The sequence below is a fragment of the Janthinobacterium sp. GW822-FHT07H11 genome, from assembly GCF_058798615.1.
The window spans coordinates 1,112,617-1,125,815 of sequence record NZ_CM179507.1 but is presented as its reverse complement, the minus strand read 5'-3'; the positions used below and the strand labels follow the sequence as shown (position 1 = coordinate 1,125,815).

The following is a 13,199-nucleotide window of genomic DNA, read 5'->3' as shown; positions in this document are numbered from 1 at the left end:
CGCCCAGGCGGCGCCACCAGAAAATAAGCGAGAACACTATGCAATGGGAAGTCGTCATCGGTCTTGAGAACCACGTGCAGCTCACGACCGAATCCAAAATTTTCAGCGGTTCGCCGATCAAGTACGGCGCCGAAGCCAATACGCAAGCCAGTCCCGTCGACCTGGCACTGCCAGGCGTGCTGCCGGTGATGAACAAGCAGGCCGTCGACCGCGCGATCCGCTTCGGCCTGGCCGTCGGCGCCACCGTCGCGCCGCATTCGGTCTTCGCCCGCAAAAACTATTTTTATCCGGACTCGCCCAAGGGCTACCAGATCAGCCAGTTCGAAGACCCTGTCGTCATCGGCGGCGCACTGACCTTCGGCTATGAAAAGGATGGCGAATTCGTCACCAAGACGGTCAACCTGACGCGCGCCCACCTGGAAGAAGACGCGGGCAAATCGCTGCACGAAGACTACGCGGGCATGAGCGGCATCGACTTGAACCGCGCCGGCACGCCGCTGCTGGAAATCGTCTCGGAGCCGGAAATCCGTAGCGCCGCCGAAGCCGTGGCCTATGCCAAGGCGCTGCATTCGCTGGTCATGTGGCTGGGCGTTTGCGACGGCAACATGCAGGAAGGCTCGTTCCGCTGCGACGTCAACGTCTCCGTGCGCCCGGTGGGCCAGAAGGAATTCGGCACCCGCTGCGAAATCAAGAACCTGAACTCGTTCCGCTTCATCGAGGAAGCCGTGCATGTGGAAGTGCGCCGCCAGATCGAGCTGATCGAAGACGGCGGCAAGGTCGTGCAAGCGACGCGCCTGTACGACCCGGACCGCAAGGAAACGCGCGAAATGCGCAGCAAGGAAGACGCCCAGGACTACCGCTACTTCCCGGACCCCGACCTGCCGCCGCTGGTCATCTCGCAAGCGTGGATCGATGCGGTCAAGGCCTCGATGCCGGAACTGCCGGCCGCCATGCGCGCCCGCTTTGTCAGCGAATACGCGCTGCCTGAATACGATGCGCTGGTGCTGACGCAGTCGAAGGCGATGGCGACCTACTTCGTCGCCGTGGTCGACAAGGCCGGCAAGGAAAACGCCAAGGCCGCCGCCAACTGGCTGATGGGCGACGTGTCGTCGACCCTGAACCGCGAAGGCGTCGACCTCGATGAAGCGCCCGTCTCGGCCGCGCAGCTGGCCGCCATGCTCAAGCGCATCGCCGACGGCACGATCTCGAACAAGGCGGCCAAGGAAGTCTTCGCCGGCATGTGGGAAGCAAAGTCAAACGACGAGCACCTGGTCGATGCCATCATCGACGCCAAGGGCCTGAAGCAGATCTCGGACACGGGCGCATTGGAAGCCATCGTCGATGAAGTGCTGGCGGCGAACGCCAAGTCGGTGGAGCAGTACCGCGCCGGCAAGGAAGCGGCCATCAATGCGCTGATCGGCCAGGCCATGAAGGCGTCCAAGGGCAAGGCCAACCCGGCCCAGCTGACGGAACTGCTGAAAGCCAAGCTGGCGGGATAAGCCTCCGGCCTGCCAGGAAGGGACGCTGCGGCGTCCTTTTTTTATGCGCCGCATCGACGGTGGCGCCGCCCGCTTGCGGGTATGATCATGAAATCTCCCACGCACCATGAGCATGCCATGAAAAAAATTAAAACCGGTCTGGTCGGCTACGGCTTTGCCGGCTCCACCTTCCATGCCCCCGTCCTGTCGGCCGTCGATGCGCTGGAGCTGGCGGCCGTCGCCTCCAGCAAGCCCGAACTCGTGCACAAGGATTGGCCGCAGGCGACCGTATATGCCGAGCCGGCGCAGCTGTTTGCCGATGCGGCCATCGAACTGGTGGTCATCGCCGCGCCCAACGAGGCGCATTTCAGCCTGGCGCAGGCGGCCCTGCTGGCGGGCAAGCATGTGGTGGTAGACAAGCCGTTCACCATTTCCAGCGCCGAAGCGCAAACGCTGATCGCCCTGGCCAGGGAGCGCAAGCTGGTACTGAGCGTGTACCACAACCGGCGCTGGGATGGCGACTTCCTGACCTTGAAAGCACTGCTGGCAGCGGGCACGCTGGGCCGCATCGCCAGCGTCGAATCACATTTCGACCGCTTCCGTCCCGAGATCCGCCAGCGCTGGCGCGAGTCCGCCGCACCGGGCGGCGGCCTGCTGTACGACCTGGGTCCGCACATGCTGGACCAGGCCTTGCAGCTGTTCGGCAAGCCGGAAAAGCTGTATGCAGACATCAGCCTGCAGCGCGATGGCGCACAGGCTGCAGATTATTTCCACCTTGTGCTGTACTACGACAGGCTGCGCGTGGTGCTGCAGGCCGGTTGCCTGGTGAAGGCGCCCACGGCGCGCTTCGCCGTGCATGGCGACCAGGGCAGCTTCGTGAAATTCGGCGTCGACCCGCAGGAAGACGCGCTGAAGGCGGGCGGCAGGCCGGGACAGCCAGGCTGGGGCGTCGATCCCGTGCGCGGCGCGCTGCACCTGGGCACGCGGCCGGATGGGCATTTTGAGCACCTCGAGATGCAGGCGGGCCGCTACCAGGATTTCTACCAGGGCATGGCCGACGCCATCGGCCACGGCGCACCGGCGCCCGTGGCGGCCGAGGATGCGGCAGCGACAATACGCCTGATCGAACTGGCGCTGCAAAGCGCCGCCGAAGGGCGCGTGCTCGCGGTCAGTTGATGACGAAGGCCAGCACCACGGCGCCCAGCGCCAGCAGGGCCAGGCCGCAGATGAACAGCAGCTCGCCCCACCATTCGTAGCGCAGGCGCGGCTGGCCGGGGCGCAGCGACATGAACGAGAGCACGGCGCTGACGAGAAAGACGATGGCATCGACGGCGAGCAGCTTGTCGATGGCCACGCGCACCTCGCCGCGCGGCGCCAGGTGGCCGATCGACAGCACCGTCATGCACACGCCGACCATCGTCGCCGACGTAGGCAGGATATGCGCCGACAGGCCCCGTTCGGGCGCCTTGCCGTCGCCAGGCATCAGGGCTGGCCCTGGTTCGTCCCGGCCGGCCAGACCAGTTCCACACGCGCGGACGCACCCGCCTTGACCTGTACCTTGCGTTGCAGGCTTTTGCCGGCCAAGGTGGCGCGCAGGCTGTAGCTGCCTGGCGGCAGCTTCGCCAGCAGGAACGGTCCGCTGGCCGTCGTCTCGAGCACCACGGCGCCCTTGGCGTCGCGTATTTCCAGCTTGACGTCGGAGGCAAATTCCGCCTTGCCCGCCGCCTGCACGGAAAACACCAAACTCAATGGCCAGTGCGTGCCGGCGCTCTTGATGGCAGTCGATTCATCGAGGCCGATGCCGCCGCTCAGGTATTCCACCGCCCCGCTCTTCTGCACGGGTGGCAGGGCGCTCTCGGTTTGCGCCTGCGCCGCACTTCCCGGCAACAGCCCGGCAGCCACCAGCATCGCCGCCGCCAGGCCCAGGGTACCGCGTCTGTTCAATGCCATCTCACTCTCCTCATGTCGGTTGAATCAAGATAGAAAGCGCAGCTTAGGCCAGCCTTAGCTTAGCGCCGGCGCATCGCGTCGGCGATCTTCTGGTCCGTCTTGTACTGGCTCAGCGAGTACACGGCCCAAATCGTCGCCGGCAGCCAGCCGATCAGGGTAATTTGCAGTAGCAGGCAGATGATGCCGGCGATGGGACGGCCGATCGTGAAAAAGGTCAGCCACGGGAGTATCAGGGCAATCAGTAAACGCATATTCTTTCCTTGTGCAACCCGTGCCGCGGGGGAGCGGGCCGGCAGGCGCCGGCATTGAAATTGGTGACGCCGATTATAACGATACACCGTGCGGCAGGCCGCTCAATTTGCGGGGTTTGCCAGCAAGCTGTTCATCCAGGCCAGGATGGCGGCGAAAATCTCGTCGCGATTCACTTCGTTAAAATTCTCGTGGTAGTTCGCCGGGTACAAATGGTAGTCGAGCAGGCCATCGGGCACGCTGCGCAGCAGGCTTTCCGTGGCGCGGCTGTCGGCCAGCTTGTCGTCGCCCGCCACCACGGCGAACAGGGGGAAGCGCCAGTCCGACAAGCCGCCCGCCAGCGCCTTTTGCGCTGACGTCAAGGCATGCGCGAAGCGCACCGACGCGGCACTGGCGCGGATGCCGTCGCGTTCATCGTCGAAATGGCGCGCGGTGATGGTTTGATCGTGCGTGAGCAGCATGGTCAAGTTGCCCAATGGCACTTTCATGGTGGGGAAGCGCCGCGCCAGCCAGCCGGACAGCATCTGCAGCACCTTTGGCACGGGAATCGCATTCACGTAATACGGCGATGAAATAATAAAACCCTTGATGGCCGGATCGCCCGCAAAACGGTGCAAGCCCAGATGCGTGGCGATCAGGCCGCCCATCGAATGGCCCATGATAAAAATGGGCAGGCCCGGATACGCCTGCTTGACCCAGGCCAGGAACAGTTCTTCATCGTCGAGGAAGGCCTCGAACGAGGGAATGTCGACCTTGCGCTTGCCGTCGTGGCCCACCATGTCGAAGCTGACGGTGGCGATGCCGTGCTGGCGGAAATACAGCGCCGGCGTGACATAGTCGCCCGCATGCGCCATGCCGCCGTGGATCGCCAGGATCACGGCGCGAGGGCGCTCCGGCTGCCAGATGTGGATGGGCCGCTCGACCTGGTCGCTGCACAGCAGGCTGGCCATCTTGTCTTCTGAAAAACGCATCGCTGCTCCTGTCATGCCCTGTCACGCCTTCAGATGATCGATCAACTGGCGCGCGTACAGGGGTAATTCACTGAACTGGCGCACGCAGATCGTCAGATTGCGTACCGACCAGGGATCGGATAATTCCAGGCAGCGCAGCGCCATCGTCTGCTGGCAGCGGCGCGCCGCCGCCAGCGGCACCACGCTGATGCCCACGCCACTGGCCACCATGCGGCACACGGCATCGAAACTGCGCAGGCGCACGCGCACCTTCAACGGATGCCCCAGGCGCGCCGCATGCATGCCCAGGTACTGCTGCATCGCGCTGTCGTCGGCCAGGCCGATGAAATCGTGATCGAGCACGCTGGCAAAGTCGACGACGCCATCCTGGCCCAGGGCACGGTGATGCACGCCGTCGGCCGCCGCGATCATCACCAGGCGGTCGGGGCGGAACAAAAACGTCTGCAAGCCGCGCATGTCGACCGAGTCGGACACGATGCCCATGTCGGCCAGCCCTTCCGCAACGGCCTTGACGATATCGTAACTGAGGCGCTCTTCCAGGTCGATGGTCAGATTCGGATGGCGGTCGAGAAAAGCGCCTAGCGCCTCGGGCAAAAATTCGCTGAGCGCGGCCGTATTGCACAGCAGCCGCAACTGCCCTTTCAAGCCGCGCGCAAATTCGCCAAGTTCGCCACGCATTTTCTCCATTTGCAGCAATACGAGGCGCGCGTGATGCAGCAAGGTCTGGCCCACTGGCGTTGGCTCCACGCCGCGCCGTCCGCGCAGCAGCAGCGGCATGCCCAGCATTTCCTCCATGCCGCGCACGCGCGCGCTGCTCGACGCCAGCGCCAGGTGGCTGCGCGCGGCGCCCGCCGTCAGGCTGCCCGCTTCCACCACGTTGACAAACAGCTGCAAATCGACCAGATCAAAGCGCATGGCGCCCTCCTTTTCCCCATCTTACCAGCCTTCGTATTTTACTGAGGCTGACTCAAAATAATCCGCCTTGGCGAAACCGCCCAGCGCGCGCAGAATGCACGCAAAATCACTGCGGAATAGAAAAAATGGAGACGTCATTCCTGCTGGCTGTCGGCGCCAGCTTCCTCGTCGCTGGCTTCGTCAAGGGCGTAGTCGGACTGGGCTTGCCGACGGTGGCCATGGGCACGCTCGGCCTCGTCATGCCGCCAGTGCAGGCGGCGGCGCTCTTGATCGTACCGTCGATGGTGACGAATGTGTGGCAACTGGCGACCGGCCCCGGCCTGTGCGTCCTGCTGCGCCGTTTGTGGCCCATGCTGCTGGCCGTCATGGCCGCCACCATGGCGGGCGGCGCCCTGCTGCCGACCGACAGCGGCGCCTGGGCCGTCGTCGCGCTGGGCCTGGCACTGATGCTGTATGCGCTGGCGGGCCTGTTCTCGCTGCAGTTGCGCGTGCCGGCGCGGCACGAAGCGTGGCTGGGCCCCGTGGCGGGCGCGATGACGGGACTGGTGACGGCCGCCACGGGCGTGTTCGTCATCCCCGCCGTGCCGTATCTGCAGGGACTGGGCCTGGCGCGCGATGCGCTGGTACAGGCGCTGGGCCTGGCGTTTACGGCGTCGACCATGGCGCTGGCGGCCAGCCTGGCCTTGCACGGCGAATTCAGCCTGGACGCAGCCGGCGCGTCCGCGTATGCGCTACTGCCGGCGCTGGCCGGCATGCTGGCCGGTCAATGGCTGCGCGGGCGCATCGCGCAGCAGGTGTTCAAACGGTGCTTTTTCATCGGCCTGTTCGCCCTCGGCCTGCATGCGGCGCTCAAACCATGGCTGGCGTGATGCGGATAGACTGGCAAGGGGACAGCGCGCTGTGCGCGTGGATCGACGGCCAGCAGGTGGCCATGCTCGATATCAGCAGAGACGCCGATGACGTGACGGTGAACATGCTGTTCGTGAAACCGCCGTTCCGCCGGCGCGGCATCGGCGCCGCGCTGCTGCGGCGGCTGTTGCAATGCCATCCGCAAGCTGGTGCCGCCTGCAGCGACCCGCGGCTGCGGGCGCTGCTGGAAAAGACGACTTAAATACCGTAGCGCGTGCGGTAGGCGGAAACGGCTTCTTTATATTTCAACAGTTCCGGATCGGCGCCCGCACCATTCAGGTAGCCGAACAAGTCGTCCAGGTTGCCGATCGAGATGACGGGGATGCCGTACTGTTTCGACACTTCCTGCACCGCCGAACTTGGCGACAGCTGGCCGTCCGGGCCGGAACGCTCCATGCGGTCCAGGGCGATCAGCACGGCGCATGGCTCGGCGCCGGCGGCGCGGATCATGTCCACCGATTCGCGCACCGAAGTGCCGGCCGAGATCACATCGTCAATGATGACAACTTTGCCATGCAACTTGGCGCCGACGATGGTACCGCCTTCGCCATGGTCCTTGGCTTCCTTGCGGTTGAAGGCGAACGAGGTGTTGCGCCCCTTGCCGGCCAGCGCCACGGCGGTGGCCGACGCCAGGGTGATGCCCTTGTAGGCGGGCCCGAACAGCATGTCGAATTGAACGCCCGAGTCGAGCAGGGTCTGCGCGTAGAACTGGGCCAGTTCGGCCAGGGTGGCGCCGTCATGGAACAGGCCCGCATTGAAGAAGTACGGCGACTGGCGTCCGGCCTTGGTGGTGAACTCGCCAAACCGCAAGACTCCCTTGGATACTGAAAACGCGATAAACTGCTGGCGTAAATTATTCACATTAGCCTCATTTTTGAAAAGTGCCTGTATTTTAATCCGCGCGCAGCGGCGAGACAATTGCCATGCCGCGCCGGCAGGCCCCGGCCAGCACCGGTTTTGCCCAACATTCGCTCTGAAGACTGCCTTTCGACTATGCCAAAAATTATCTCCGCCAACCTGAACGGCATCCGTTCCGCCGCCAAAAAAGGCTTTTTCAACTGGATGGGCACGCAAACGGCCGATTTCATCTGCGTGCAGGAATTGAAGGCGCAGCTGCCCGACATGACGCCGGAATTCCTCAACCCGCACGGCTACCATGGCCATTTCCACTATGCCGAGAAAAAGGGCTATTCCGGCACGGGCGTGTACAGCAAGGTGGAACCGGACGCCGTGCATATCGGCTTCGGCAGCCCCGAATTCGACGCCGAAGGCCGCTACGTGCGTTGTGATTTCGGCAACCTGTCCGTCATTTCCGTGTACTGCCCGTCCGGTTCGTCCGGCCCGGAGCGCCAGGAAGCCAAGTTCCGCTTCATGGAACTGTTCCTGCCTCACCTGCTGGCATTGAAGGCGCTGGGCCGTGAAGTGGTCATCTGCGGCGACTGGAATATCGCCCACCACGAGATCGACCTGAAGAACTGGAAGGGCAACAAGAAAAATTCCGGCTTCCTGCCCGAGGAACGCGCGTGGCTGACGCGTGTCTTCGACGAAGTGGGTTTTGTCGACGTGCACCGCGGCCTGGACAAGCGCGAAGACCAGTACACGTGGTGGAGCAACCGGGGCCAGGCCTACGCGAAGAACGTGGGCTGGCGCATCGATTACCACGTCGCCACGCCCGGCATCGCGGCCCAGGCCCACACGGTCAGCGTCTACAAGGACGAGCGCTTTTCCGATCACGCACCGTTGATCATCGATTACACGGTCAAGGGCTGATCTTTGACACGTCGCGGGCGATGTCGGCTTACGCCAGCATGCGCCGGCTTTCAAATTGGCGCGGCGCGCCGCTCAGCGGGTCCGTGAAATCGATGGCGCGCGCCAGCAGCTGCAAGGGTTGCGACATGTCGTCTTCCTTGCACGGCAGGGCCACCGGATAAAACGCGTCGTTGACGATGGGAATGCCCAGCGAAGCCAGGTGCACGCGCAACTGGTGCTTGCGGCCCGTGTGCGGCTGCAGCCGGTACAAGTTCATGTCGCCGCGCCGCTCGATCACGTCGATGACGGTTTCCGAATTCGGCTCGCCCGCTTCCTCGCGCATGAGGAAAAATTTGTCGCCGTCCGCCATGCGGCTGCGGTAGGTAAACGGAAAATCACGGCCCGCCAGGACGGGAGCCAGCGCTTCATACGTCTTGCGCACTTCGCGGCGCTGGAACAGCGTTTGATACGCGCCCCGGCTGGCGATCTGGCGCGAGAAGATCACCACGCCGGCCGTTTCGCGGTCGAGGCGGTGGATGGGCGTGAGATCGGCGCAATCGAGCTGCTTCTTCAGCCGCGTCAGCAGGGTCTCCTGCACGAAGCGCCCGCCCGGCGTCATCGGCAGGAAATGCGGCTTGTCGACCACGATCAAATGCTCGTCCTGGAACAGAATCTCTTCGCGGAACGGGATTGGCGTCTCGCGCTCCAGCTCGCGGTAATAAAAAATGCGCATGCCGCGCTTGTATGCGCTGTCCGGCGCCAGCACGGCGCCGTCGCCATTGACCACTTCGCCGCGCGCCATGCGGTCCTGCCATTGCGCGGCGCTGACCTGCGGATAGCGCTCGACGAGGAAGGACAGCATGTCCGGCCACTGCCCCTCCGGCAGCCACAGATAGCTGGGCGCGACGCCGTCGCGCATGGGCAAGGGCGCGGCGGCGTGACGGGGCGACATCCTAGCGCTGCGCGATGGCGGTGCTGCGGTAGGGCGGCAAGGCATTGACGCTGACGCCCTTGCTGCGCGCGTACAGTGGCAGCACTTGCGCCATGTGCTCGTTCATCTGCGAGATACGGTCGCTGCCCGACGGGTGGGTGGAGAGGAATTCCGGCGGCGCGCCCTTGCTGACTGCCGCCATTTTCTGCCACAGCGCCACGCCGGCGCGCGGGTCGAAACCGGCGCGCGCGGCCAGGTCCATGCCGATCAGGTCCGCTTCGCGTTCGTCGTCGCGCGAGAACTTCAGCATCACGCCCTTGGCCGCCATGTTCGTGGCGGTACTGGTCAAATTCGGGTCAACGCCCAGCCAGGCCGACAGGCCGGCGCCGGCCAGCTTGGCGCCCACGGCCGCCAGGTTGCCCTTGCCTGCCTGCGCCTGCGCATGCTCGCGCAATGCATGCGATATCTCATGGCCCATCACGACGGCCACTTCATCGTCAGTCAGATTGAGCTTGGTGATGATGCCGCTGTAAAAGGCGATCTGCCCGCCCGGCATGCAGAAGGCGTTCACTTCATCCGAATTGAGCAGGTTGATCTGCCACTGCCAGCTGCTAGCCGCATCGTTCCAGCGGGCCGCATACGGGATGATGCGCTGGGCGATGGCGCGCAGGCGCTTCACCTGCGGATCGCTGTCGGGCACCAGCGCATTCTTTTCCTTCGCGTCGCGTACCAGTTCCGCATACTGCAATCGGGATTTTTCATTGAAATTCTCGCCGCCGGCGAAGACGCGCGTACCCGACAGGGGACGCACCTTGATACCATCCTGTTCCACCTGCTGCTGCGAGAAAGCGGGCAGCGGTGCCAGCGCGGTGGCAGCGCACAGGCTGGCCAGGACGGTGTAACGTTTAAGGGATATTGGTGCCATTGGCAGACCTCCATGGAGCGATTTTAGGCAGCATCATCATGGCCGGGAAGGCCAGGAAGAAGCACACGATGAAAAACGAAAACCAGCCCAATTCCGCGACCAGAAAACCCACCGAGGCATTGATCAGGGTGCGCGGCACGGCGCTCAGGCTGGAAAACAAGGCATATTGCGTAGCCGTGTAGCGCGGGTCCGTGGTGCGCGACAGGAACGCGACAAAAGCGGCCGCGCCCAGGCCCAGGCTGGCAAAAGCTTCAAAACCGATCACGGCGCTGAGCAGCATGGTATTCGGCCCCACCTGCGCCAGCCAGGCAAAGCCGAGAATGGCGATCGCCTGCAGCGCGCCAAATACCCACAGGCCCCGGTTAATGCCCAGCTTGAGCATCCACACGCCACCGACCACGCCGCCGGCCAGGCTGGCCCAGAAACCCGTGGTATTGGCGGCCAGGCCGATCTGCGTCATGGAAAAACCCAGGTCGAGATAAAACTTCGTCGCCAGCGCCGTGGCCATGCTATCGCCGATTTTATAGAGTAATACAAAGGCGAGTATCCACATTGCGTTACGCCAACCATCGCGCGCGATGAATTCCTGGAACGGCAAGATGATCGCCTCGCGCATGGTCTTCGGCGGCGCGCCGTACACGGTCGGCTCCCTGATCAGCAAGGTGCATGCGAGGCCCGGCAGCATGAAGGCGGCCGTGATCCAGAAGACGGGCTGCCATGGCATGCGGTCGGCCAGGATCAGCGACAGCGCGCCCGGCACCATGCCCGCCACTTTATACGCATTGACGATGACAGCGGCGCCCAGGCCCTGCTCGTTATCGGACAGGATTTCGCGCCGGTAGGCGTCGATGACGATGTCCTGGCTGGCCGACAGAAAAGCCACGCCGCCCGCAGCGGCCGCGATCAGGCCGATCTGCGTGAGCGGGTCCAGCATGCCCATGCCGCCGATGGAAAAAAACAGCGCCACCTGGGTCAATGCCATCCAGCCGCGCCGGCGTCCCAGTCCCAGGATGCGGTAGCGGTCCATCAGGGGCGCCCACAGGAATTTCCAGATGTAGGGGAACTGCACCAGGGCGAACAGTCCCAGCGCCTTGACGTTCAGGCCCGACTTGGCCAGCCATGCCTGCAGCAGGTACAGCAGGATGAACAGGGGCAGGCCGGAACTGAAGCCCAGCACCAGCACGGCCAGCATGCGGCCATTGGCATAGGAACGCCATCCTGGCGCCGGGCTGACATTCATCAATGCACCGCTTTTTTACGCAGGCGGAAGACGGCCAGGTCGCCGCGCAGGTTGGGCAGCACGGAGACCATCCTGCCTTCGGCCAGGGCCACGCAGTCGATCACTTCCAGGCCGCATTCCTCGGCCAGTTCGCGGAAGTCGTTGATGGTGGCGCAGCGCACGTTGGGCGTGTCATACCACTGGTAAGGCAGCGACTTCGACACGGGCATGCGGCCTTTCAGCAAGGCCACGCGGTGCGGCCAGTAGGCGAAGTTGGGAAACGAGACGATGGCTTCGGCGCCCACGCGCACGATGTCGCGCAGCAGCGGCTCGACCTGCTTCATCATCTGCAAGGACGACAGGCACAGCACCGTATCGAAGCTGTTGTCGCCAAAGATGGCCAGGCCCTTTTCCATGTCCTGCTGGATCACGTTGACGCCGCGCAGGGTACTGGCCAGCACCTTGTCGTCGGCGATCTCGATGCCATAGCCGCTGCACTCCTTGTCGCTTTGCAGGTACTGCAGCATCACGCCTTCGCCGCATCCCACGTCCAGCACGTGCGCGTTGTCCGGCACCCAGTGGGCGATGAAGGCCAGGTCGGGGCGCAGCGCGCTCAATTCGTCAAAAGTCATGCGATCTCCTTGGCGCCCTGGCGGACGGCGGTGTTTTTTACTGCGGCGTGCGCACCCGCGCCGATATCGTTCCATACCTGGCCATAGTAGGCGCGCACCATGTTCATGTAGCGCGCATCTTCCAGCAGGAAGGCGTCGTGGCCGTGCGGCGCGTCGATTTCGGCATAGGTGACCTGGCGGCGGTTGCACACCAGCGCTTCGACGATTTCGCGGCTGCGCTCGGGCGAGAAGCGCCAGTCGGTGGAAAACGAGGCGAGGAAGAACTTGGCCTTGGTGCCCGACAGGGCCTTGGCCAGGTCGCCGCCATGCGCGCGCGCCGGGTCGAAATAGTCGAGCGCCTTGGTGATCAATAAATACGTGTTCGCGTCGAAGTATTCGGAGAACTTGTCGCCCTGGTAGCGCAAATACGATTCGATCTCGAAATCGATGCCGAAGCCGAATTTGTAGTCGCCCGTCTGCGCCGCGTCGCGCAGCTTGCGGCCGAATTTCTCGGCCATGTCATCGTTCGACAGATACGTGATGTGGCCCACCATGCGCGCCACGCGCAAGCCGTTCTTCGGCACCACGCCGTGCGCATAGAAGTCGCCGCCATGGTAATCGGGGTCGGACAGGATGGCCTGGCGCGCGACGTCGTTGAAGGCGATGTTCTGCGCCGACAGCTTGGCCGTCGAGGCGATCACCACGCAATGGCGCAGGCGCTCGGGGAACATGATGCTCCACGCCAGCGCCTGCATGCCGCCCAGCGAGCCGCCCATCACGGCGGCAAACTGCGTGATGCCCAGTTCATCGGCCAGGCGCGCCTGCGCGGCGACCCAGTCTTCCACCGTCACGACGGGGAAGGCGGCGCCGTACGGCTTGCCGGTGGCGGGATTGGTGTGCATGGGGCCCGTCGAGCCGAAGCAGGAACCCAGGTTGTTGACGCCGATGACGAAGAATTTATTGGTATCGAGCGGCTTGCCCGGTCCCACCATATTGTCCCACCAGCCCGTGCTCTTCGGCTCGTCGGCGTAGACGCCGGCCACGTGGTGCGAGGCGTTCAGGGCGTGGCAGACCAGCACCGCGTTCGATTTATCGGCGTTCAGGGTGCCGTAGGTTTCATACATCAACATATAGTCCCGCAGCGATGCTCCGCTTTGCAGCTGCAAGGGTTGCGCAAAATACATGGTTTGCGGCGAAACGATTCCAATGGATGACATGTGTGTCGGTTTATAAAAGGGGGTGGCCCCACGGGCCATGGTCGATGCAGCACCGCGATGGTAGGTTCTGCAACT

Annotated in this window: 16 protein-coding genes; 5 read left to right on the top strand and 11 right to left on the bottom strand. The window is 63.9% G+C overall.

The features are described from left to right. Positions 1-23 precede the first annotated feature (23 nt). Entirely contained in the window at positions 24-1,499 is a 1,476-nt protein-coding gene (gene gatB, locus AC3RCJ_RS05020) for an Asp-tRNA(Asn)/Glu-tRNA(Gln) amidotransferase subunit GatB (RefSeq protein WP_492959976.1), read from the top strand. Between the two features lie 117 nt (positions 1,500-1,616). Further along, on the top strand, positions 1,617-2,654 hold the full coding sequence (locus tag AC3RCJ_RS05015; RefSeq protein WP_492959918.1) for an oxidoreductase: 1,038 nt from the start codon (positions 1,617-1,619) through the stop codon (positions 2,652-2,654). Here AC3RCJ_RS05015 and AC3RCJ_RS05010 read toward each other — a convergent pair. The 5 genes from AC3RCJ_RS05010 to AC3RCJ_RS04990 form a co-directional block, all read right to left on the bottom strand. Beyond that, positions 2,647-2,961 carry a hypothetical protein gene (locus AC3RCJ_RS05010; protein WP_492959920.1) on the bottom strand — a complete coding sequence of 105 codons (315 nt, stop codon included), beginning with the start codon at positions 2,959-2,961 and terminating at the stop codon, positions 2,647-2,649. The genes AC3RCJ_RS05015 and AC3RCJ_RS05010 overlap by 8 nt on opposite strands. Beyond that, the gene (locus AC3RCJ_RS05005) at positions 2,961-3,428 is read right to left on the bottom strand and encodes a carboxypeptidase regulatory-like domain-containing protein (protein WP_492959922.1); all 468 of its coding nucleotides are present in this window, start codon (positions 3,426-3,428) and stop codon (positions 2,961-2,963) included. Before AC3RCJ_RS05005 ends, AC3RCJ_RS05010 begins: the two co-directional genes overlap by 1 nt. A gap of 59 nt (positions 3,429-3,487) precedes the next feature. Further along, complete coding sequence (locus tag AC3RCJ_RS05000; RefSeq protein ID WP_492959924.1) at positions 3,488-3,679, bottom strand: YqaE/Pmp3 family membrane protein; 192 nt, start codon at positions 3,677-3,679, stop codon at positions 3,488-3,490. A gap of 102 nt (positions 3,680-3,781) precedes the next feature. Further along, positions 3,782-4,648 carry an alpha/beta fold hydrolase gene (locus AC3RCJ_RS04995; protein ID WP_492959926.1) on the bottom strand — a complete coding sequence of 289 codons (867 nt, stop codon included), beginning with the start codon at positions 4,646-4,648 and terminating at the stop codon, positions 3,782-3,784. 21 nt (positions 4,649-4,669) lie between these two features. After that, positions 4,670-5,563, bottom strand: coding sequence for a LysR family transcriptional regulator (locus AC3RCJ_RS04990; RefSeq protein WP_492959928.1), 894 nt, complete (start codon positions 5,561-5,563; stop codon positions 4,670-4,672). A 125-nt stretch (positions 5,564-5,688) separates the two neighbouring features. Here AC3RCJ_RS04990 and AC3RCJ_RS04985 point away from each other — a divergent pair, with 125 nt between their 5' ends. Both AC3RCJ_RS04985 and AC3RCJ_RS04980 read left to right on the top strand, forming a co-directional pair. Next, a complete protein-coding gene (locus AC3RCJ_RS04985) occupies positions 5,689-6,432 on the top strand; it encodes a sulfite exporter TauE/SafE family protein (protein WP_492959930.1) in 744 nt (247 codons plus the stop codon). Further along, a complete protein-coding gene (locus AC3RCJ_RS04980; protein WP_492959932.1) occupies positions 6,420-6,674 on the top strand; it encodes a GNAT family N-acetyltransferase in 255 nt (84 codons plus the stop codon). Before AC3RCJ_RS04985 ends, AC3RCJ_RS04980 begins: the two co-directional genes overlap by 13 nt. Here AC3RCJ_RS04980 and pyrE read toward each other — a convergent pair. Next, positions 6,671-7,333, bottom strand: coding sequence for an orotate phosphoribosyltransferase (pyrE, locus tag AC3RCJ_RS04975; protein WP_492959934.1), 663 nt, complete (start codon positions 7,331-7,333; stop codon positions 6,671-6,673). The genes AC3RCJ_RS04980 and pyrE overlap by 4 nt on opposite strands. Before the next feature lie 132 nt (positions 7,334-7,465). Between pyrE and AC3RCJ_RS04970 the strand changes: the two genes are divergently transcribed. Next, complete coding sequence (locus AC3RCJ_RS04970; RefSeq protein WP_141171662.1) at positions 7,466-8,242, top strand: exodeoxyribonuclease III; 777 nt, start codon at positions 7,466-7,468, stop codon at positions 8,240-8,242. Positions 8,243-8,270: 28 nt separating this feature from the next. Here AC3RCJ_RS04970 and AC3RCJ_RS04965 read toward each other — a convergent pair whose 3' ends face one another. From AC3RCJ_RS04965 to metX, 5 genes are read right to left on the bottom strand one after another with little or no spacing between them, the layout of a single operon-like run. Beyond that, entirely contained in the window at positions 8,271-9,173 is a 903-nt protein-coding gene (locus AC3RCJ_RS04965) for an RluA family pseudouridine synthase (protein ID WP_492959937.1), read from the bottom strand. A gap of 1 nt (position 9,174) precedes the next feature. Further along, on the bottom strand, positions 9,175-10,077 hold the full coding sequence (locus tag AC3RCJ_RS04960; protein ID WP_492959939.1) for a M48 family metallopeptidase: 903 nt from the start codon (positions 10,075-10,077) through the stop codon (positions 9,175-9,177). Continuing rightward, positions 10,058-11,317: an AmpG family muropeptide MFS transporter gene (locus tag AC3RCJ_RS04955; RefSeq protein WP_492959941.1), complete on the bottom strand. Its 1,260-nt coding sequence runs from the start codon at positions 11,315-11,317 to the stop codon at positions 10,058-10,060. Before AC3RCJ_RS04955 ends, AC3RCJ_RS04960 begins: the two co-directional genes overlap by 20 nt. After that, positions 11,317-11,928 (bottom strand): methionine biosynthesis protein MetW, encoded by a 612-nt coding sequence (metW, locus tag AC3RCJ_RS04950; RefSeq protein WP_492959943.1) that lies wholly within the window; start codon positions 11,926-11,928, stop codon positions 11,317-11,319. Before metW ends, AC3RCJ_RS04955 begins: the two co-directional genes overlap by 1 nt. Beyond that, the gene (metX, locus tag AC3RCJ_RS04945) at positions 11,925-13,124 is read right to left on the bottom strand and encodes a homoserine O-succinyltransferase MetX (RefSeq protein ID WP_492959945.1); all 1,200 of its coding nucleotides are present in this window, start codon (positions 13,122-13,124) and stop codon (positions 11,925-11,927) included. The genes metW and metX overlap by 4 nt, the downstream gene beginning before the upstream one ends. Positions 13,125-13,199 lie beyond the last annotated feature (75 nt).